Below are 20785 nucleotides of genomic sequence, written 5' to 3'. Positions count from 1 at the left end.
TTTTCCTCGCATGGGCCAGAAATCCTCTGCTTGTTGCTTCCGTTATACCCTCCGGAAGCGCCCTAGCGAGCCTTATTACCTCAGAAATCTCGCGCGAAACGGGGCCCGTGATAGAACTTGGGCCGGGAACCGGCGTATTTACGCGTGCATTGATTGAACGTGGTGTTAAGCAAGAGAATCTGACGCTGATTGAATCGATGCCTGAATTTGCGGTTGCGCTCAGTATTCTCTATCCGCAGGCCCAGATACTGAGAATGGACGCCACTCGCCTTCGTATGATCGACCTTTTCGAAGGGAGACCGGCTGGTGCGGTTGTTAGTGGTCTGCCTTTACTTTCTATGTCACCGCGTAAAGTGATCGCGGTTCTGTCGGGGGCGTTTCGTAAGATGGGTTCAGAGGGTGTGTTCTATCAGTTCACTTATGGCGCTCGCTGCCCCGTTTCACCGCGGATCCAGCATCATCTTGGGATCAAAGCGGAACGGCTAGGCCGCACGTTAGCCAATTTCCCTCCGGCAACGGTCTACCGTTTTCGTCGCGTTTCTTCCATACATTAGTGATACGCGGTATCTGGATTCTGTTATGCCGTTATCGGGATCTTATAGATCCCGATGGTTTTTCAAGGCACCCAACGCAAGAGAGTGTAGGCTCTCTTAATCTCTATTCAAGAACTCCATCACTGCTTCATTCAGTGCTTCGGGACACTCTTCAGGCAACCAGTGGCCCCCACCAGGGATCACGATGCCTGTCACGTTGCTGGCATATTGCCGCATCATATCAATCTGATACTGCCCCATACCACCATGAGCTCCACCGCCGATCGCAAGTGCAGGAATAGTGACCTTTGTCCTGGCCAATTCATTATTATCTTTTACACCTTGATTGAGTACGCGGTAGTACTCGAAAGCAGCATTAAGGCTGTGTGTTTTGGCATACGAGTTGGCATAAAGGCCAAGTAGCTCCGGCGTGAATACCTCCTTATTGGCGGCATGAACTTTGATGAAGTGCTCGAAGAAGATGCGCTCCTTACCGGAGACCAATTTTTCAGCTAATTGATGCTCTGCGGCAAAGAAACTGAAATGCCATACTAATGATTCACCTTCGGGAGTAAAGGCAGGGAACGAATAGATACTGTCGCCTGGGATCGGTGCCTCGATGTAAATAACACGACGAATAGTGTCCTGATGCTGAACCAGCATCGGATAGGTATTCCAGATACCAATGTCATGGGCAACCAGATCAAACTTCTGGTTGCCACTGAATTGCTTGGCGAGCTTGTAGAGCAGCGGTGCAATATCGGTGGCTCTATAGGAGGGTGGAACATCCGACTGGCCTAGCCCAGGCAGATCTGGCGCTACGACGGTGAAGCTTTTCGCCAGCGCGGGCATCAGTTGGTGCCACTCATACCAAGTTTGTCCAAAGCCATGCACCAGATAAACCAATGGGCCAGATCCGCCTTTAACGTAATGGAGTTGAACACCGTCGATGGTTTGATACTCGCTGGTGAACCCATCAGGAATTGGGAATTCATCAGCGGCGGGAGTTAATAAAGGATTAAGAAAAGTATTGCTGGGATGTTGGGACATGGATTGATTCTCAATTAATTGAGTGGTGGAAAAGCAGGCAGAGACCCAGGTGAGCACCGCCACATTGGTATCAAAATTTAGCGCTAGGCCTAGTGGCCAATAGCAGGGCTATCAGCGGTGCGGTGTCCTGGTCGGAAACCATGTGTTTTGGCCGACCATGCCATAGCGAGACTTACCAATAGCAACAACGTCAGGACTATCGGAAATGAGCCGACTCCCCATGTATTCAATAGAAGACCTCCCAATAACCCACCGCTAGCTATAGCGCTATTCCATGCCACTACATTCATGGAAAGCGCTACATCAGAGCCGCTGCTGCCTGCCGTGTCAGCGAGCGCTGTCTGTAGCAGTGTGGCCGCACCGCCGAAGGTAAAGCCCCAGACAGCTACACCTATGTAAACAACGAGAGGAGTCACGGTGACCAAACCGAACATAAATGCCGTTGCGGCGAATGCTGCAAGGCTTGCTAATACGGTCGCACGCAGGAATCGGTCTACCAGTTTTGCTGTGATCCAGATCCCGATGAGGGCCGCAGCACCAAACGCCAGTAAAACAAGGTCAATACGATCGGTAAGTCCCGCAGGAGCCACAAAGGGAGCAATGTAGGTATAGAGAATGTTGTGAGCGAGCATCCACGATATAACAACGGCCAGTACCGGTCTGATGCCGGGTGTTGTGAAAATTTTCAGCAATGGCATCCGTTCGTTGGTTGTCTGACCCGGGTAATCAGGTACTTTGGCGAGTACCCAGGCAATTAAGATGAGCGCCAAGGCTGACATTATCCAAAATGCTACTCGCCAGCCAATAACCGAACCCATAAAGGTTCCGATCGGAACTCCCAAGGAGAGTGCGATGGGGGTCCCTACCATTGCCACTGCCATGGCGCGTCCTTGCTGATGAGGCGACACCATGCGTCTTGCGTAACCAGCAAGCAGACTCCAGGCAAGCCCCGCGGCAACTCCGGCGAAAAAGCGAGCGCCTAGCGTCAACCAGATGTTAGAGGAAAGCGCCGTCGCTGAATTGAAAATGAGAAAACCAATAATGGTTATTAATAATACATTGCGCCGCCGCCACCCGCGCGTTGCAATCGTGAGCGGAATAGCGGCTAACAAAGATCCCAGCGCATACGCCGTCACCATTTGACCTGCAAGTGCTTGACTAATGCCAAGGCCCTCGCTGATGTGGGGTAACAAACCCGCGGGCATTGTTTCTGTAACAATGCAGATAAAGCCCGTCATTGCCAAGGCAAGCAGTCCCGCTAATGGTAGCCGATCAGGTTCAGCGAGTTCGGCCTGTGTGGATAAGTAGCTCACAAGAAAAATCCTTTAGAAATTTAAGTTATTTCCAGGCTGCGATCAGCGCTATAACACCCAGAGGTTTTTGCTATATATGTATCGATTGGTATAAATCTAGGCGTTCGAGTAGCTGCTTGTCAAGCATTTATGTATCGAATAGTATGTTAGTTGATTAGGTATTTTATGGAGTTCACTATGGCAACAATGGGGCGGCCGCGAACCTTTGATCGTGATAAAGCGGTGGAGGAGGCGATGCATATCTTTTGGCAGAATGGCTACGAATCTACATCGTTGAGCCAATTAAAGGCGGGTATCGGCAACGGTATCTCTGCCCCCAGTTTTTATGCAGCTTTTGGTTCCAAGGAGGCTTTGTTTCAGGAATGCGCACAACGCTATGTGTCCACCTATGCGCTAGTGACGGAATCCTTGTGGGAGGTGGAGTTTGCACCTCGCGATGCCATTGAAATTGCCTTACGGCGGTCAGCTAAGATGCAGTGTGAACGCGGACACCCCAAAGGCTGCATGGTGGGGTTGAGCGTCATTAGCACACCTTCGGATGAAAATGCTGCAGTGATCGCGCCATTAACGCGTTCGCGTGCAAGGACCCGTGCAGGTATCTTGGCTTGCGTTAAACGTGGTATCGAGTGCAGCGAGCTGCGGACCGACACCAATGCACGTGCCTTAGCCACGGTGTTTGACTCTTTTTTATTGGGACTTTCCACACTTGCTCGAGACGGTGTTCGTCGCACTGTTCTAGATGCTGCGATCACCCAAGTGATGCTAGCTTGGGATGCGTCGAGAAACATGGGGTAGAGCTGCCTCGTTAAAGGAGAGTTTCACTTCGCGCTGATAGGCTTCCACAATCTCGGCGAGTATGGACACGGCTAGCATGGATGCATCACGCATTGATGGGATTAACCCAACAGGACCATGGATTCGACGCATCTGGTTTTCATTAAAACCGCCGTTAACACGAAGGTTATCGCAACGGCGCGCATGAGTTGCCTTGCTGCCAACAGCGCCAATGTAGAAAGCGGGCCCTCTAATTGTAAGGTGGTCAATTCCCAGCCGCCGAGCGTCCTGAATATCGACGCCATCGCGAAGTTGCAGTTCGGTTTGAATGCCACTTGCCATTGCAAGCTGAGCAAGCGCTAAACTGTCGGCCCCACGTCCGGCGATACGCAGGCATAGCTTGGGCGTATAGGGAAAAGATAATGTGCTTGTTACTATGGAATGTCCCAGCCACAGATCGCCAGCTTTCGATAGATTAAGTGTCACGGTCTGGCGTGAGACGAGTCGATCATGGCACGTACGGAGAATGCCAGCCTGGGCGTCCGGCAGTATACAAATATCAATGGCCCCTCCGCAGGGGAGGGGCAAATCAATATAAGGCGAGCCACGGCCGTACCTCAGCCGCTCTACCCGGCCAGAGCGAAGCGCTACTTGCGCCCTGAAACAGCGCCTTACCATCGTCGCCAAAAGCTAAAATTGTCATGGTCGCCACTCTTGTTTAGATACCAAAAGAGATCACTTTATGGCGGCTATGTCTTATTAGTGTGCCGTATAGGTATCAAGTTGTCTCAACGTTAACGCATCTTGTGACATGTGTTTTACAAGTTGTCTTGAATACAATTTGGAGGCCTGGCCAATGAATTTAACCGTTGTTCTTGGAAAGGATGCTTTAGAGTCCTCTAAATGCTACAAGCCGAACCTGTTACATTTTTATTATGCTTAGGTTAATTGGCATATTTGGCTACAAAATTTTGAAAAGATTGGCATATCGTGGGTACAACCATTCGCTAACATTCTTGTATTCGCTGCAGGGCTATATGAGTTAAACGGTTCTCGACGGATACGAAATAGCCAGTCATGCCGTTAGTTCTAGATCCTTTAGATCTTCTCGGTAGTTTCCAATGTTTGAGTTAATTCAAACATCACTAGGCTTTATGAATGTTCCAACACGATTTAAGTATATGGAGTTAATTATGAAAATTTTAAATGCGGCTTTAATTATGGCATTAACACTTACTTCTGGCGTAGCAATCGCGGAACGAGGCTCAAGCGAAGATAACAGGATTATTTCTCCTGAATCAACTTCTTCGCAACATAACAGTGAGTCGCGAAAATTTTCACCGTCCGATTTGACCGAAAGAAACCCTTAAACGGTTCTGGCAGCTAGTGATATTCAGGTACGCCGGGGGACTATAGCCTTAGATCGCTTTTAGGCCCCCCAGCGTCGATGATCCTATCATGCCTACGAGAGTTTTCCTTTGATGGTTTGCCGCTTATGATGGTTTGCCGCTTATAATGGTTGATGAAGAAAGGATTCTTCGCGATTACAAGTAAATGTAGCGCGTTTGCCACTTCTGAGGCTTAATTCTTGAGAGGCGGTGACTTTCAGGTAACGCGTCTCGCATTATGAGCATTTTCGAGGGAGGCTCTCTGCTCCTCTTTAAGATGTCTATGAGAGGTTAGGGCAATGCAAAATGCCACCCACGTAGTCGTGGTTGACGATCATAACGATATCCGGGACTTGGTTCGGGAGTATCTTGAGCAACAGGGCTACATGGTCAGCGTAGCTGAGAGCGGTGTAGCCCTGCGTCGAGTTCTTGAGCGCAAGACTGTCGACCTAATTATCCTTGATGTCATGATGCCCGGCGAGGATGGTATCACGCTGTGCAAGGAGATTCGTGCCTCCGGAAATACTCCTATCATATTTCTGACTGCGATGGCCGAAGATTCAGATCGTATTATTGGCCTGGAGCTAGGCGCGGATGATTATTTGGTGAAGCCCTTTAATCCGCGTGAGCTCCTTGCCCGGATTAGAGCCGTGCTCCGGCGCGCCTCCAGCTCCGCTCCGGCCCGCACACTTCTGGAGCGTAGGATAGTCCGTATCGATAACTGGAAGCTCGATTTGGGGCGCCAGGAAATAGTCGGCGACGATGGCGTTGGTATTCCGCTAAGCACAGCGGAGTTTCGCTTGCTTAAGGTTTTCATTGAGCGGCCTGGTTTGATACTGAGCCGGGAGCAGCTTCTTGATCTGACGGCTGGCAGGACAGCCGATATCTTTGATCGTAGTATTGATAACCAAGTCAGCCGGCTGCGCAAGAAAATTGAAGAGAATCCAAAGAATCCAACCATCATTAAAACTCATTGGGGTGGTGGCTATAGCCTTTGCGCCGAGGTCGCACCTGAATGACTCGTCTTTGGCGAAGAAGTCTCGCGACACAAATCATCGGGCTGACGCTCGTGGCGTTAATTGTCTCCCAGGCACTTACCTTTCTCATATCCTTGGATGAGTACACCAAGAAATTCGACGCGGGAGCGAAGGCTGAGTTTATCAGCCGGGCATCATCAGTGACTCGCTTGATGGAATCGCTATCGCCGGAATTGAGAGAACAGGCTCTCAGCGCAAGTGAAGGCAGCTACTTGAGGTACTGGTTAAACGACAGCGATGTTATTGATCCTAATGACTGGAGATTGCAAGCCCTCGACCGGCTTTCCCTGCCGCTGGATAGCTCCGTCGATCCAAGTGGAACATTAGGATGGGCCGGGTCTGCCTCGCCGCAATTGCCGAGTGCTAATAAAATGCTCGCTGCCAATGCGACTGACCCATGGATAACGCCAAAGCCCTATTTATGGATGATGCCGCAGCCAGCGAAGGTGCTCCAATTTTCAGGCAGCCAGGGGTATGGTTTCAGGGTGCAGCTTGATGATGGCCGTTGGTTAAATGCGGCCTATTATCAGCACGATAAAAAAAGCTTGTGGACGTCCAGGTCACTGATGTCGCTGGGGCTTACCGCTCTTATGCTTGCTTTGATCAGCATTTTTATCGCAAGCCGCATCGCGCGGCCACTACGTAATCTGGCAACAGCCGCTGAAGCTTTTGGTCGAGGGCAAAACTTACCACCATTGTTGGAAGATGGCCCCGAAGAGATCAAACGGACAGCTCAATCCTTCAATAAAATGCAAAGCCGACTACATCGTTTTGTAGAGGATCGGACAAAGATGCTGGCTGCCATTAGCCATGATCTAAGAACGCCGCTAACCTCGCTTCGGCTAAGAGCAGAATTCGTCAATGACGAAGAGATCCAGCGCAAGATGATAGCGACGATAGATGAGCTTCAGTCGATGACGGAGGGCGCGATTTCATTCGTCCAGGGAGAGTCTGTCAGAGAGGAGACTCGCAATATAGATATGGAAGCGCTGGTGGGGAGCATTTGTGATGATCAATCTGATCTGGGGTATCCAGTCACTTATGTCGAAGGGATGAAGATGAAATACCTTTGCCGGCCTGATAGCCTCCGCCGCGCAATCAGAAATCTGATTGAGAACGCAGTGCGTTATGGGGGAGAGGCAAAGGTGTCGATTCGATACACTGCATCCGCTGTGGATATCGTCGTTGAAGACCGTGGCCCTGGGATACCCGATGACATGAAAGAGAAGGTGTTTGCCCCCTTTGTGCGACTTGAAACGTCTCGAAGCAGGGAGACAGGCGGCAGCGGCCTCGGCCTTTCAATTGTGCGCGCGGTCGCTCGGCAGCATGGGGGCGATATCTCTCTGTGCAACACCGAAACCGGTATGCAGGCCATCATCTCACTCCCAAGAGAAGGCAGTACAAACGCAACGCCGGTGAAAAAAGAGCGCCCTTGGAGGCTTAAGAAAACATTTAGCTCTGCACAAAGCACTCACTTACCAAAATAGCTTCGTCCCTCGCGCTTTATGTGACGACAGTCTTGGCCAAAGTATTAATGGCTAAGACTGAGTCGTCTTAGTCCTTATTCTGTCGCTGCGATCTAAAGTGCCAATGTTGGCTTGTTATTCACCATTACCTTTTTTATCTTATTGACTCTAGCTCCCCCTGCAGATCTGCTTTTAACCGCGTCAATCCCATCTTTTATTACGCTTTATTTTAATTGGCACATTTTGCGACAAAGTGTCGAACACTTCGGCATATCGTAGGCATAACTCTGGCCTAACATCCTTCTATTGGATGCAGAGGCGCGATAGTTAAGCTCGGCGATTTTTTAGTTTAAGGCTTCTTGTTTCTTTTATAAGAGCGCTGTCGATTCAGGTGTTTGAAGTGTGAATGAGGGTTTATCTCTTTACCACTATAGTGGGGTTCCAATGAGTAACGAATTTCAGCAAGAACCAGCTCAGCCCGGTGATACACAGGCGAGTGAGGGTATGAGCGATGATCAACGTACACCCTTCCTGCCTATGACTCGCCGTGAAACCCTGGGTCTTGGGTCCTTCTTAACGGCTAGCGCGTTTCTCCCCATGCCCAGTTGGGCGCACAGCTTTGAGTCGGTGGCGACTTCATCCCCATGGGAACCTGGCCTGACGACGACGATTAGAACAAGGGTGAATGGCGTGCCGGTCAATATCACCATCGACACCCGTGCCTCACTTCTCGATATGTTGCGCGAACGGTTGGAGCTTGTTGGCGCCAAGAAGGGGTGCGATCACGGCCAGTGTGGTGCCTGCACCGTTCATGTCGACGGTCGTCGTGTGGTGTCCTGCCTTACGCTCGCCGCCAAGGTTGATGGGCATGAGGTATCGACGATCGAAGGCCTAGCTGATGGTGAAATTTTGCACCCGATGCAGCAGGCCTTTATCGATCACGATGCCTTGCAATGCGGATATTGCACACCAGGGCAAATAATGGCGGGTATCGCGTGTGTTAACGAGGGTAATGCGACGAGTCCTGAGCGAATACGCGAGTATATGAGCGGCAATATCTGCCGCTGTGGCGCTTATGTGGGCATTGTTAGGGCGATTGAGGATGCCGCCAGAGAGATGGGAGAGAGCTGATGCAATCGATTACCTATACGCGCGCAGACACTCCTGAAACCGCATTGGCCGCTTTTTCAGATGCCGGAGAAGGGGCACGTTATATCGCTGGGGGAACGACGCTCTACGATTTGATGAAACTGGCTATCGAAACGCCAGTGCATCTCATCGATGTCAGCGACCTGAACGGCCTTGATACCATTGAGACCGAGGGCGACACCTTACGCATTGGTGCCATGGCTCGAATGGCGGATGTTGCCGCGCATCCCTTGATTCAAGATGAGTATCCCGTTTTGGCTGAGTCACTGTGGAAGGCCGCCTCACAACAGCTTCGCAATATGGCAACGGTGGGCGGCAACCTACTCCAACGCACCCGTTGCATCTACTTCCGTAATGGGGCGGGTGGTATCTCACCATGTAACAAGCGCGAGCCAGGGTCTGGATGTGCCGCTATTGGGGGCCTGGATCGTGGTCAGGCCTTGTTCGGTGCGTCAAATGCATGCACGGCTGTTTTCCCCGGCGATTGGCCAATCGCTCTTCTAGCGCTCGGCGCTTCGGTGGACGTCTTAGGTCCTCATGGGCGCCGAACTATCCCCGTTGCCGAGTTTTATCGCTTACCGGGTGATACACCTCATAACGAGTTCTCTCTCACGTCGGGTGAGATCGTTACCGCTATTAACGTTCCCAAGAGACCTGCCAGACGTTCGACCTATCACAAGATCCGCGATCGTGAGTCTTATGCGTTTGCACTAGTGTCCGCAGCGGTTGTGCTGGAGATGCAGGGTAATACCGTACTTCAAGCTCGCGTCGCCTTGGGCGGCGTGGCGTCCATACCTTGGCGTGCAACCGAAGCTGAGACAGCGCTGGTCGGCCATCCTCTCACCCGTGTTCGCGCGCTCGCCGCGGGACACGCAGCCTTCGCCAACGCGCGCCCGGGCCTGCACAACGCTTTCAAACTTACGCTTGGGCCGGAAGCCATCGCTGATGCGCTAATGATCGCTGCCCAGAGGAACGCATGATGACACTGCATACCACGCCTGACCGCCCCCGCATCGACGCCCGTGAAAAAGTGTTAGGTCGTGCACTTTATGGCGCTGACGTGGCGCTACCTGGGCTACTACACGCCATGATGGTACCGGCCACGATTGCCAAAGGGCGTGTTACCCATATCGATACAATCTCAGCCGCCGCTGAGCCCGGCGTGGTGCGTATCTATACCCACGAGGATTTTGCTGACATCGTGGTGACGCCTGCCACGTTGGGCGGTAATCAGCCCGGTCTCCAGCCGATGACGGACACCATGATTCGCTTTCGCGGCCAACCCGTTGCGCTCGTGGTTGCCGAGACGCTGGAGGCGGCCTATGAGGCGGCGCGCCTAGTGCGCGTCAGTTACCGAGTGGAACCGTTCACCGCCACAATGGACGAGCAGGGGGCCGACGCAGAACCCTACGAGATAACGGCTGAGATCGGTGATGCTCGCGCTGCGCTTCAGTCGGCGGAGGTAACGGTCGATGTTACCTACGCCCAGGCACAGAATCATCACAACCCAATCGAACTTATTTCCACGACAGCGTATTGGCGGGCCGGCAAGCTGACCATCCTTGAAGGCACCCAGAATACCAGCGCGATCAAGTTCGGCACCGCCGGGGCTCTCGGTTTCGATCCCGCTACTGTTGATGCTATCAGCCCCTATGTGGGCGGCGCTTTCGGCCAGAAGACTGCTCTCCAACTTCAGTCTGTGTTGGTCTCGCGGGCAGCTTTTTTACTCGGCAGACCGGTTAAATTGGTAATGCCCCGCGCCCAACTCTTCCATACTGCCGCCTATCGTCCACGCAGCAATCACCGCATACAACTTGGCGCCTTAAGAGATGGACGGCTAGTGGCGACGATCTATGAAAGTGATCAGCAAAATGCTCGTTACGACCAATTTTATGGAACCTCTCACAATGAAATGGTGAGTCATCTTTATGGCATTGCCAACTGGCTTGGCCGTGAACGGTTGATTCGCGTTGATACGTCCCCTCCAGGCTATATGCGCGCCCCGCATGAACACCCAGCGAGTTTCGCCTTTGAAAGCGCCATTGACGAACTGGCTTATTCGCTCGGAATGGATCCCGTGGCGCTGCGCCTCATCAATGATACTGACCACGATCCGATAACGGGAAAACCTTTCTCCAGCCGGACACTGGCGCGCTGCCTGGAGCGGGGAGCCGAACTTTTTGGATGGGATCGACGCAACCCGGCTCCGCACACAATGACAGCCGAGGATGGAACGTTGATCGGCTGGGGCGTTGCCGCCGGTGCTTATAAAGGATCCATGTGCCCGGCCATTGCCCGGTTGCGCATCCAGGCAAACGGTGTAACACGCCTGTTCATTACCGGACATGAGATGGGGCAGGGAATACGTAGCGCTATCGCCGCCGAGCTGATGGAGGTGCTCCCCGTCAACTTAGACAAGCTAGATATCCAGATGGGCGACACGACCGCCGCTGTCCAGCATCTCACTGCGGGTTCCTGGGGAACCGGAAGCGCGGTGCCCGCTACTCGAGCGGTGGCAGAAAAGATGAAGGCGGCGCTGACGGAACTTGTCGGAGAGCTACGCGCAGGGGATGACGTGCATCGCAAGTTGATGTCCGCCAAGCGTCCCATGCTCGAGGTGGAAATTGAGCAGTTGGGCTTGGGTCAGACGCCGGCAGCCCTAGACCGGATGCGCCAGGGCGCACCGGCAACGGCTGGGCCGGTTTATGATGAGCTCGTTGCGTTTAGTTGGATTGCCCATTTCGTGGAGGTACGTGTTGACCCGACAACGATGCGCGTACGAGTGCCGCGGGTCGTTTCGGTCGCCGACTGTGGGCGAGTGATGAACCACCGTACAGCGACCAGCCAGGTTCAGGGCGGCGTCGTGTGGGGAATCGGGGCAGCGCTACAGGAAGCCGCCGAAATCGATCCCCGTTATGGCTTTATCCAAAATAACGACCTCGCGGACTATGTCGTGCCGGTGAACGCTGATATCGGCGAGATTACTGTCGAACTGCTCGATATCCCTGATGCACAGCTTAACGCCTCGGGTGTAAAGGGCGTCGGCGAGGTCGCCATGGTGGGTGCCTCCGCTGCGGTCGCCAATGCGGTTTTTCACGCAACCGGTAAACGCATTTACCATCTTCCGATTCGGATCGAAGACCTGCTTCAAGAAACAGGAGTGCGGTAGCGATGGTTGCCTTACCTCGCGATGTTTGGAATTCACGTCTTCCCACTGCTCATTCATGAGCAGTGGGGGGCCATAACCACCACGATCTTGTCGTTAAACGTTGCGCCTATGGAGTCAATGATGTCTACCACAAACCGAACTGAAGTTGTCCGATCTACCAGTGGCCACCCCCGACTGCTTTTTCCTTTTCTCGCAACATTTTACACGCGAGGAGAGCCAATCACTTACGCACTTTTACGTGTCGCATTTGGCCTATCGATTCTAACGCATGGTATTCCTAAACTACTTGGCTTGCCGCATGGGTCAATGGCCGATCCGATGGCGGGGACGACTCATTTAATCGGTAATGTTCTGGGCCTACCTTTCGCGCCTCAACTGGCGATATTTGTTGCTCTACTTGAGACATTTGGAGCCATCGCCATTGCTATAGGCTTCGGTACGCGTCTTCTTGGACTGGTGTTTACAGTGCAAATGATCGTTATCTGCTTTGCTATTGGGCCGATCTACCCTTGGATTGATCGCGGTATCGAATATCCGATCATGCTGGGATTCGTGTCGCTCCTGCTCGCCATTCGCGGCGGCGGCCGGTATTCCGTTGACAGGCGATTAGGTTTTGAGCGTTAAACAATATATTGACAGTGGTAAAGCTGAATGCAGCACCCTTACGTTAGACCATTCCATTGAAGTTAATGGGCGGTTTACCCAGGGATGCCGCATGGGCATTGATAGTCCCTTCGTTATCTGTTTTTTAGTATCTAACACAGAGACGACCTATGAGGGACTCTAAAATAATTTTATTAAACATAGCCTTATGGGCAGAGCAGCATCAAATGGCCGTCCGCTCGGTGAGCGCACGACGACGCAGAGTGGCCTGCGCAATCGCCGGCGGGACATAGGCCGCTCTCTCCAGCGGCGCCACATCAACACCCGGCGGAACGATCTCGTCGATCCGGTCGAGGATTTCATCGCTCAAATGCACCTCCGCACCAGCGAGCAGATCATCGAGCTGTGTAGGCGTGCGGGGTCCGATAATGGCGGATGTAATTGCCGGGTGCGTTACCGCAAAGGCCAATGCCATGTGAACCAACGATAAGCCTGCACTTTCGGCCAGAGGAATGAGCTGTTCAACGGCGGCGAGACTATCCTCATCGGTCATCGCCTTCGGGAAATATTTCACGCGGAGTGAGTCCGGCAGCTCTCCGCTCTTGCGGTACTTGCCCGTCAGCATCCCTTTGGCTAGCGGGCTCCATGTCAGCACGCCCATGCCATAACGTTGGCAAGTGGGCAGTACTTCCCGCTCGATTGAGCGGTTGAGAATAGAATAGGGCGGCTGCTCTGTACGAAAGCGGGCAAGCCCACATCGTTTGGAAACCCACTGCGCTTCCACGATGTCAGAAGCGGGAGCGGTGGAGGCACCGATAGCGCGCACCTTGCCTTCGCGCATTAAGTCGGTGAGAACAGATAGCGTTTCTTCAATGTCAGTCTCTGCATCCAACCGATGAATCTGATATAGGTCGATATAGTCGGTCTGAAGGCGACGCAGCGAACCCTCAATCGCGCGGGTCAGCCAGCGCCGCGAGCCACCACTATGGTTGGGATCATCGCTCATCGGCAAAGACGCTTTGGTGGCCAGTATGACCTCGTCTCGTCGGCCCTTCAGTGCCTTACCCACGATTCCTTCGGATTCGCCCTGGCTGTAAGCATCGGCGGTATCGATGAAGTTGATGCCAAAATCCAGTGCTTTGTGGATCATGCCGACACATTCATCGTGATCCGCATTGGCCATTGCACCAAACATCATTGTGCCCAGGCAGTAGGGGCTGACCTTGATGCCGGTACGGCCAAGATTACGATATTGCATGGTGGTTCACCTTCTAGCTTGTTAGCAGGATCCGGTGTGAAACCTCGACCAAAAATGCGTATAAGGTCACCCCGGAAAAGGGCGTTGCATGTGAGAGTATGGCTAACTAGTTCAGGATGATCTACAGTGTAATGTCCGTATTTTATTTGCAGGTGTCCTGAATTGCTTGATCCCTTCGCCCAAGTAGTTACGTTGCTTCAGCCCGCTGCCCCGTTCTCAAAACGGGGCAGCGGATCAGGTCGTTGGAGCGTCCACCGTTCAAAAGTTGGGGGCCCTTTCTATTGCGCTATTCTTGAGGGAGGATGCCGTCTCGAAGCAGAAGGGCATGACGAGATTGTCCTTATGGAGGGAGATTTTGTGCTGATCCCCTCGGCGCAGAACTTCGCAATGTCGAGCCTTCTGCCAACGGGCGCCAAGGACATCGTTTCGGCTCCCATCTTGCTGCCCAATGGTGAACACAGGCTTGGCAGCGTAGACGATCCTCCCGATGTTCGCCTGCTGCTGGGTTACTGTATTTTTCGCTCCCCGGATGCGGCTTTGCTGGCGTCGCTGCTCCCGAAGCTTGTACAAGTTCGGGGAGTGAGTCGGCTGGCCATACTGATGCAACTCGTCAGCGATGAAACGCGTGCGCAACGACCCGCGCGTGATGTCGTGCTGGAGCGCCTGTTAGAAGTCCTGCTCATCGAAGCCCTTCGTTCTGGTGGCAAGACGAATGCAGCACCCGGGTTGCTGCGTGGTCTAACAGATGAGCGTCTTGCGGTCGCGATCCGCTTGATGCATGAAAGTCCTGGCCGCTCTTGGACAGTGACACAACTAGCAAGTGAGGCGACGCTCTCCCGCTCAGTGTTTTACGAGCGGTTTGGCCACGCGATGGGAATGGCGCCAATGGAGTATTTACTCGCTTGGCGCATGGCGTTAGCCAAGGATTTACTGCGCAGAGATAAAGCCAGCATTGCTGAGGTGGCCAGTCGAGTTGGCTACAGTTCGGCGAGTACGTTTAGTGTCGCCTTCACCCGCCATGAAGGAGTGCCGCCAGCCCGCTATGTTCGAGATACTTCGTGCGGCAGAATGTCACCCACTGAACCCGAAAGTACGGCGGAGACCGAATCTATCGTTTGAGCAAAGACGCGTGGGCAAGCCGTCGCGTTACACAGGCACGCACTGTGCAACGCCGTAACCGAACTGGGCGCCGGTGAGTTTCAGCTCATCCCGGATCACCCTAAGAAGTGGCGTAGTCGGCTCAACGTTGACTTCTACGCTGCGCCTGCCATGAGGTCTTTCGCTTTGAGAGACGGCGTGAACTCACATCTTGTTGAGTATCTCAATCGCCTGATCGAAACGTCCTTCACGCTCCGCCCAACGGAGGAAATTTACTTTCTCCACCAGAATTTCCTTGGGTGTCGGTTGTTGGCTAAACAGCATCATGACTTCTTCGATGTAGTCGTTGAGCGGCATATAGCCTTCACGGGTTGACTGACCTGTCGTTAGCTCTGTCTGCACGGCGGGGGGAGCAAGCTCGATGAGCTCTACCTTGCCCTTGAGCTGTTCACGAAGGGAGATGGTATAGGAGTGAATGGCCGCTTTAGAGGCGTTGTAGGTTGGCGTGCCGCTCAGCGGCACAAAAGCTAAGCCAGAAGAAACGTTCACAATCACTGCGTTTGGCTGACTCACTAAGTGGTCGGTAAGCGCGTTTGTCAGCCGGATCGGCCCGAGCAGATTAGCGACAATCGTCTGCTCGGCGTCACTCAGGTCGCGCGTACTGGATAAATCCTCGCGCCGCATGATACCTGCATTGTTGATCAGGATATTGAGGTTGGGATGCTCGGCAACTGCTCGCTCTGCAAAGGCCGCAATGGCTTTTGGATCCTCGACATCGACAACCATCGCGTGCATGTTGTGCTGGCCAGCAATGGTCTTCTCCAAGGTTTCCATGCGACGACCGGCGACGATGACGGTGTTGCCAAGCGCATTGAAGCGAAGGGCAAGTTCACGACCAATTCCGGAGCCGCCACCAGTGATGAGTATGGTATTTCCTGATGTTTTCACTGTTACATCCTCTTTCTAACGGTATGAAGTAATCGGTAGAACGCAATGCCATGAGTGCGGATGTCCAGACCGGTTCTGCTCAGTTGATTTCTTCACGGCAGTTGGACTCGGTAATGACTGCGTCACGTTAGTTTTAACAATTTTAGGCTGGCGGGGCTTGCCCATATCTGCGCTAAACTTGCCTTATCCCGCAGGGGCGAGGAAATTGCGGTACCTACATGCTAAATTTGAGAAGACACCGGGGAGGAAAACTTGTGAACTCGCTCAAACAAGCTGTTCAAACATATGCCAGACGCCATGCCAACAGCGATGGATTGGCGCTGACTTCCTTGCCGGGCCTGCGAATGATGTGCCTCGAGGAACCTGCTGGGGATCTACATTCAGTCTATAAGCCATTGGTTTGCTTGGTTCTGCAGGGGTCAAAGCGCATTCTTGTGGGCAACCAGCAGCGGGTCTTGTCTGCCGGGCAGTCGGCGATCGTGAGCGCTGATATGCCCGTCGTTGGAAGGATTGTGCAGGCTAGCCGGAGCGAGCCTTACCTGGCGGTCGCGGTTGAACTGGACATGGTAATTTTGCGCGAGCTAACCGCTCATATAGGGAATGCCACTGCCAAGCCTCCATCCGAGATGCAGACGCTATTCGCTCAAGACACCGAAGCGGAATTGATTGACTGTGCTTCCAGGCTTATGAAACTCCTTGATCATCCCGGCTCAGCAGCGCTACTTCGCCCTGGCATCATGCAGGAGTTGCATTATTGGCTGCTGGCCGGGCCTCATGGCACCGCCTTGCGGGAAGTCGCCGGCCCGGATAGCTATGCGAGCCATCTTGCCGCCGCCATTGAAACGCTTCGAGCCGAATACAAAACACGAGTAGCTGTTGAGCAACTTGCGGCTAAGGCAGGTATGAGTTCCAGCTCGTTTCACAAGCACTTCAAACACATGACCTCGCTAACGCCGGGTCAATACCAGCAGCGGCTGCGTTTGATTGAAGCGCGACGCCTGATGCTCGACGAAGGGTGTTCTGCAAGCAGTGCCGCCTTCGAGGTCGGTTACGAGAGTGTTTCTCAGTTCACTCGCGAATATGGCCGCCTTTTCCAAGCACCGCCGAAGCGCGATGCTATGCGCTATCAAAAAACTCTCCAAGACATGAAGGGAGAGGTTGCTGCGTCGCAACGAATAGGCGCTTGAGTTAAGGAATATTGTGGCCAACTGGTTATCAAGCTACTTCATCCCTGTCGGCAGACTGGGTTAGGTCTTTATAAGCTTCGAGTGACTTCCTCCGCGTGTTTAGCGCATGCCCCATAGAGTCATAGGCGGTACTTCCCTGCGCCAGATGTAATGGTGGGGTTGGCATATCCGCTACTTTTCAGCCATACCGTGCGCACTCTAGAACAAAGGCTGGGTACGAGACTGCTGCATTGCACCACCCGCAGTGTCTCCCTGACCGAGAGCGGTGAGCGGCTACTTCTCCGTTTGAGCCCGTTATTGAGCGATTTGGAGTCAATCTTGAGGATGCCTCGAGCGTCGAAGGAAAGATTACGGGACGACTGCGTATCAATGGGGCGCATCGTCAAAACCGATGCGATGCAGGCTACGTCCGTTCCAGGCATTTTTGCCTGCGGTGATATGGCCCGTGCGGCGGGATCTGTTACGTTTGCCGTAGCCGATGGTGCCATGGCAGGGCTAGCCACGCATAGAACGCTGATGCTTGGACTTTAATTATCTTCAACGCAGCAGGTTAATATCTGCCTTCCTCATAAATCTATAAACAGCCGTGTGTCTCGTTAACTCGATGAAGAGACAAGCGTATCTGCGTCGATGGGCGGCTTGATATGCGGCCGCTCTGCCATGATGCGCGCCAGACGCTCAAGCGAGAGCTCCAACCGTTCAATCAGGCCTTCCAACAGGATACGGCGGTCGGCGGGTACATTGCCGTAGGTTGTAATCGCTTCATCCAGCTCTTTTCCTGCCTCACGAATGCCTCGTGGCTGGTGGCCGGTAGCGCTGTGCTCAAAACCGGTAGCGAGTGTGCGAAGAAGGTGTTGATGCGCTTGGCGGATCTGCGGATGCGGGGCATCGTCTAGCCGGTCGCGCAGCCTTAGCGTGGCGGTGCCGAGATCGAGCCCGGTAAGGCCAAGAATGAACAGGTGGCGCTGCTCTTCGGGCAGCATGTCATCGTGCTGTGCTAGATGCAGTAGGCGGTCCGCCATGTGGCCGCTGAAGCGGGTTTCGGCGTCGCGAATGGAGTTTCGTCTCAGCGCATGGATATCTTTGGAGATCGCTTTTATCAGGCGTCGTCGTCTCAACTGAGTGGCCAGGCCTGGGAGCAGCCGAAAGGCCATGACGACGCAGCTAAGGCCGATAATCACCGAGATGGCTCGGTTGGCAAAACTATCAAACGAGAAGTCCATACCATTGCCAGGCATCGTCAATAGGATGTTGAAAATAGTAAAGGCGAGGCAGTACCCCATGGTGGCCATATTCGTGGCCCCTAACAGTCCTAAAAATAGTGGGGTTCCGAAAATGAGCGCGAGTAACGGAAAGCTATTGGCCTGAGAAAGCAGCACATGGCCAAATAGAAAAGCGCTGGGAATAGCGGCCAGCATGCCCTTATAAAACATCATGGTAATCGCTATCGGGTTGTCACGACTGGCGAAGAAAGCAGAAAACAGAGTGCCTAGCATCATCGCAATCATCGCGCTCTGCCAGGCAGTGACAATCCAAAAGGTCGCCAGCAGCGAAAACACCAGCCCTGAGCGTATGGCATTAATGCTAGCGGCAAGGTGATCGCGGTGCCAGGCTAGCTGCGATGAACGTAATTTATAGCGTCCTGGCGAGGCTATGGCTTCACGGGCATCGAGCATGACCATAGCGTGGCCAATTGATTCACGTAGTCCTAATCGAAGGCGGCGGTCTAGCGGTGCTAAGCTGCTTTCTTCATCGCTTTCATGGACCTCATGACGCAGCGCTTGAAGCGCTTTTCTGGCCTCAATGACGCCTTTGACGTGTTCTGCATCACGAAAACCCTGCGCAACGCGACATGCCAACTGAAGGCTTTGTGGGTCAAGCCGGTCGGCGTGGTCGTGCATAAGTTGATGGAGTGCCTGTAAATCGGCGAAAAAGCGCAGGGTGCGGCGCGTTAGCACATGGGTCGCGCGTACCCGCCCCGGGCCGATAGGGCCTTCAAAACGCGCAGCTTGGCTATCGGTTTCTAGTAAGGTTAACGGGCCTAAGCTACCTCGAAGAGCCTTCTGCATGGCGGGAATATCGTTGCTAGCTTCCAGGCGCAGGGCGGCATGCTCAAAGGCTTCGTTGATCACGCTGTCGGCCTGGATGGCAAGATGCGTTCCCACATGGGATGGCCATAGCAGTGAGCTAACTAACATGGCGCAGACCGCGCCCAGCCCTAGCTCGGATAGGCGCGCCACCGCGATATCGAAAATTCCCGCGGGCGTGCTACCGCTGGAAATAACCACGATCAGCATCGCGGTGACGGCCGCCATCAGGCAGCCATAGGTATAGTTATTACGCCATAGCGAGCCAACATAGGTGCATAGCATAATCCAGCTAGTCAACGTGATAAGTGCGGGTATGCGGGCTTGAGCGAAGAATGCCATGATTACAATGCCCGCTACAGCACCAATAAAAGTGCCGACAAGCTGGCAGATGCCTTTTTCGACCACCATGCCGCTCATCGGACGAATTTGCAGAAAGGCCGCGGAAATTAGCGCCCAGTAGGGGCGTTCCAAATCGAACAATAGCGCAATGTAGAGCGCAAGCATCATTGCAAGCGTGGTCTTGATGGCGAACTTAACCGCCGTGGCATTGGGCGTCAGGTAGGCTTGCAGAAACGGCGACATGATTTACTCAGGCTGCGCGGCAGGGCGAACGCGCACGGTTGCCGTCATACCCACGCTCAGCAGCATCTCATCAGGCACTTCGTTTAACGTAATGCGAACGGGGATACGCTGCGCCAGACGCACCCAGTTAAACGTCGGCGCTACCTGGGGTAGCAACTGCGGGTTAAGGCTGGTGTTGCTATCGGCAATGCCGCGGCCAATGCCCGCAACCCGACCGTCTAAATGAGTATCACCGTTCATCAGGATGACATTGACCGGATCACCAACGTTGATCGATGTCATTTTGGTTTCTTCGAAGTAACCGACGACGTAGTAAGAGTTGTCGGCTATCAGTGCCATCACCGGCGTGCCGCGATTCACGTAGTTGCCTGTGGTGAGATGTACGTTAAGTACGTGCCCGCTGACGGGGGCTGTAAGCTTTGTGCGTGCTAAATCAAGCTGGGCGCTGGCTAATTGCGCCTGGGCTTGTTCTAAGTCAGCGGCGGCAATACGCGAGTTGATTTGAGCAATCTGCTGATTTTCGGCACTAATCGCCTGGCTATTGCTTAATTGGTTGCGTCGGCCCTCTTCCGCGCGGTTTAACTCAAGCGTTGCCTGGCGATGGTCCACCGTGGCTTGGGCGCTGTCGACGGCAGACTGGTAGCGCGTTTCATCGATATCAAACAGCGCATCGCCTTGCGCTACGTAATCGGTGTCCGCAACGTCAAGGGTACGCACCCAGCCGGAAACATCGGGGGCAATGGTGATCACTTCTGCGTGTACACGGGCGTCGCGGGTCCAGGGAGTGTACAGATAGTAGCGCCATAGCCAGGCACCGGCGGCAATGGCAATCGCGACAATAATAAGGGTCAGCAGAATACGAAGCGAAGGGCGCATTAAGGGCTCTCAAGCAAAATGGTAAAAATGAAGGTGGTGGCTGCCGTAAAGATGACAAAAAGCGAGATGTCGAACCAGGCCTCGTACCACAGCGCATACTGCCCGACTGCCCAGTGGAACAGGGAGCGTGTCACTAGCGTTGCGACAAACCCAATCAATGCGTAAATCAGCAGTGGGCTGAGGTAAATGCCACCAAAAGCGATTTCTTGAAGACCCATAACATCCTTAAATGGCCTGGAAGCAACATAAATAGCGCTGAGTGTA

Annotated in this window: 20 protein-coding genes and 1 pseudogene; 13 read left to right on the top strand and 8 right to left on the bottom strand. The window is 53.5% G+C overall.

Translation table 11 applies throughout. The features are described 5' to 3' along the window. Positions 1 to 107 precede the first annotated feature (107 nt). Entirely contained in the window at positions 108 to 554 is a 447-nt protein-coding gene (locus ACTH5D_RS03135; RefSeq protein WP_441668288.1) for a class I SAM-dependent methyltransferase, read from the top strand. Between the two features lie 96 nt (positions 555 to 650). Here the strand turns inward: ACTH5D_RS03135 and ACTH5D_RS03130 are convergent, their stop codons facing one another. Both ACTH5D_RS03130 and ACTH5D_RS03125 read right to left on the bottom strand, forming a co-directional pair. Further along, complete coding sequence (locus tag ACTH5D_RS03130) at positions 651 to 1583, bottom strand: alpha/beta fold hydrolase (protein ID WP_441668286.1); 933 nt, start codon at positions 1581 to 1583, stop codon at positions 651 to 653. 89 nt (positions 1584 to 1672) lie between these two features. Next, entirely contained in the window at positions 1673 to 2896 is a 1224-nt protein-coding gene (locus tag ACTH5D_RS03125; RefSeq protein WP_441668284.1) for an MFS transporter, read from the bottom strand. A gap of 177 nt (positions 2897 to 3073) precedes the next feature. Between ACTH5D_RS03125 and ACTH5D_RS03120 the strand changes: the two genes are divergently transcribed. Beyond that, entirely contained in the window at positions 3074 to 3691 is a 618-nt protein-coding gene (locus ACTH5D_RS03120; protein ID WP_441668282.1) for a TetR/AcrR family transcriptional regulator, read from the top strand. Here the strand turns inward: ACTH5D_RS03120 and ACTH5D_RS03115 are convergent. Further along, on the bottom strand, positions 3659 to 4156 hold the full coding sequence (locus ACTH5D_RS03115; protein WP_441668280.1) for an XdhC family protein: 498 nt from the start codon (positions 4154 to 4156) through the stop codon (positions 3659 to 3661). The two genes, ACTH5D_RS03120 and ACTH5D_RS03115, sit on opposite strands and share 33 nt — an antisense overlap. A gap of 707 nt (positions 4157 to 4863) precedes the next feature. Between ACTH5D_RS03115 and ACTH5D_RS03110 the strand changes: the two genes are divergently transcribed. The 7 genes from ACTH5D_RS03110 to ACTH5D_RS03080 all read left to right on the top strand — a co-directional run bounded on the left by ACTH5D_RS03110 (position 4864) and on the right by ACTH5D_RS03080 (position 12503). Continuing rightward, complete coding sequence (locus ACTH5D_RS03110) at positions 4864 to 5040, top strand: hypothetical protein (protein ID WP_441668278.1); 177 nt, start codon at positions 4864 to 4866, stop codon at positions 5038 to 5040. Between the two features lie 317 nt (positions 5041 to 5357). Continuing rightward, positions 5358 to 6077 (top strand): response regulator, encoded by a 720-nt coding sequence (locus ACTH5D_RS03105; RefSeq protein ID WP_441668276.1) that lies wholly within the window; start codon positions 5358 to 5360, stop codon positions 6075 to 6077. Then, positions 6074 to 7582, top strand: a complete 1509-nt coding sequence (locus ACTH5D_RS03100; RefSeq protein WP_441668274.1) for an ATP-binding protein — start codon at positions 6074 to 6076, stop codon at positions 7580 to 7582. Before ACTH5D_RS03105 ends, ACTH5D_RS03100 begins: the two co-directional genes overlap by 4 nt. 423 nt (positions 7583 to 8005) lie before the next feature. Continuing rightward, positions 8006 to 8692, top strand: coding sequence for a (2Fe-2S)-binding protein (locus tag ACTH5D_RS03095; RefSeq protein ID WP_441668272.1), 687 nt, complete (start codon positions 8006 to 8008; stop codon positions 8690 to 8692). Continuing rightward, the gene (locus ACTH5D_RS03090; RefSeq protein ID WP_441668270.1) at positions 8692 to 9690 is read left to right on the top strand and encodes an FAD binding domain-containing protein; all 999 of its coding nucleotides are present in this window, start codon (positions 8692 to 8694) and stop codon (positions 9688 to 9690) included. The genes ACTH5D_RS03095 and ACTH5D_RS03090 overlap by 1 nt, the downstream gene beginning before the upstream one ends. After that, positions 9690 to 11879 carry a xanthine dehydrogenase family protein molybdopterin-binding subunit gene (locus ACTH5D_RS03085; protein ID WP_441668268.1) on the top strand — a complete coding sequence of 730 codons (2190 nt, stop codon included), beginning with the start codon at positions 9690 to 9692 and terminating at the stop codon, positions 11877 to 11879. Before ACTH5D_RS03090 ends, ACTH5D_RS03085 begins: the two co-directional genes overlap by 1 nt. Positions 11880 to 11999: 120 nt before the next feature. Further along, the gene (locus tag ACTH5D_RS03080; protein ID WP_441668266.1) at positions 12000 to 12503 is read left to right on the top strand and encodes a DoxX family protein; all 504 of its coding nucleotides are present in this window, start codon (positions 12000 to 12002) and stop codon (positions 12501 to 12503) included. Positions 12504 to 12705: 202 nt separating this feature from the next. Here the strand turns inward: ACTH5D_RS03080 and ACTH5D_RS03075 are convergent, their stop codons facing one another. After that, positions 12706 to 13740 carry an aldo/keto reductase gene (locus ACTH5D_RS03075; protein ID WP_441668264.1) on the bottom strand — a complete coding sequence of 345 codons (1035 nt, stop codon included), beginning with the start codon at positions 13738 to 13740 and terminating at the stop codon, positions 12706 to 12708. Positions 13741 to 13902: 162 nt separating this feature from the next. Here ACTH5D_RS03075 and ACTH5D_RS03070 point away from each other — a divergent pair, with 162 nt between their 5' ends. Next, entirely contained in the window at positions 13903 to 14859 is a 957-nt protein-coding gene (locus tag ACTH5D_RS03070; protein WP_441668262.1) for an AraC family transcriptional regulator, read from the top strand. Between the two features lie 183 nt (positions 14860 to 15042). Here the strand turns inward: ACTH5D_RS03070 and ACTH5D_RS03065 are convergent, their stop codons facing one another. Further along, positions 15043 to 15786 carry an SDR family oxidoreductase gene (locus ACTH5D_RS03065; RefSeq protein ID WP_441668260.1) on the bottom strand — a complete coding sequence of 248 codons (744 nt, stop codon included), beginning with the start codon at positions 15784 to 15786 and terminating at the stop codon, positions 15043 to 15045. 254 nt (positions 15787 to 16040) lie between these two features. On the opposite strand from ACTH5D_RS03065, the gene ACTH5D_RS03060 reads away from it, so the two are divergent. The 3 genes and pseudogenes from ACTH5D_RS03060 (at position 16041) to ACTH5D_RS03050 (ending at position 17504) form a co-directional block, all read left to right on the top strand. Continuing rightward, the gene (locus ACTH5D_RS03060) at positions 16041 to 16973 is read left to right on the top strand and encodes an AraC family transcriptional regulator (RefSeq protein WP_441668258.1); all 933 of its coding nucleotides are present in this window, start codon (positions 16041 to 16043) and stop codon (positions 16971 to 16973) included. Between the two features lie 150 nt (positions 16974 to 17123). Beyond that, positions 17124 to 17231: pseudogene (locus tag ACTH5D_RS03055) on the top strand (helix-turn-helix domain-containing protein); the annotation flags it as partial. Positions 17232 to 17291: 60 nt separating this feature from the next. After that, positions 17292 to 17504, top strand: a complete 213-nt coding sequence (locus tag ACTH5D_RS03050) for a hypothetical protein (protein WP_441668338.1) — start codon at positions 17292 to 17294, stop codon at positions 17502 to 17504. 65 nt (positions 17505 to 17569) lie between these two features. Here ACTH5D_RS03050 and ACTH5D_RS03045 read toward each other — a convergent pair whose 3' ends face one another. The 3 genes from ACTH5D_RS03045 to ACTH5D_RS03035 are packed head-to-tail and all read right to left on the bottom strand — an operon-like array spanning position 17570 to position 20739. Then, complete coding sequence (locus ACTH5D_RS03045) at positions 17570 to 19645, bottom strand: FUSC family protein (protein WP_441668256.1); 2076 nt, start codon at positions 19643 to 19645, stop codon at positions 17570 to 17572. Between the two features lie 3 nt (positions 19646 to 19648). Beyond that, entirely contained in the window at positions 19649 to 20521 is an 873-nt protein-coding gene (locus ACTH5D_RS03040) for an efflux RND transporter periplasmic adaptor subunit (RefSeq protein ID WP_441668254.1), read from the bottom strand. Continuing rightward, complete coding sequence (locus ACTH5D_RS03035; RefSeq protein WP_441668252.1) at positions 20521 to 20739, bottom strand: DUF1656 domain-containing protein; 219 nt, start codon at positions 20737 to 20739, stop codon at positions 20521 to 20523. The genes ACTH5D_RS03040 and ACTH5D_RS03035 overlap by 1 nt, the downstream gene beginning before the upstream one ends. Positions 20740 to 20785 lie beyond the last annotated feature (46 nt).

The sequence above is a fragment of the Halomonas sp. genome, assembly GCF_052095695.1.
Lineage (GTDB): Bacteria > Pseudomonadota > Gammaproteobacteria > Pseudomonadales > Halomonadaceae > Vreelandella.
The sequence above is the reverse complement of the archived record's forward strand: the minus strand, read 5'-3'. Positions and strand labels throughout refer to the sequence as shown.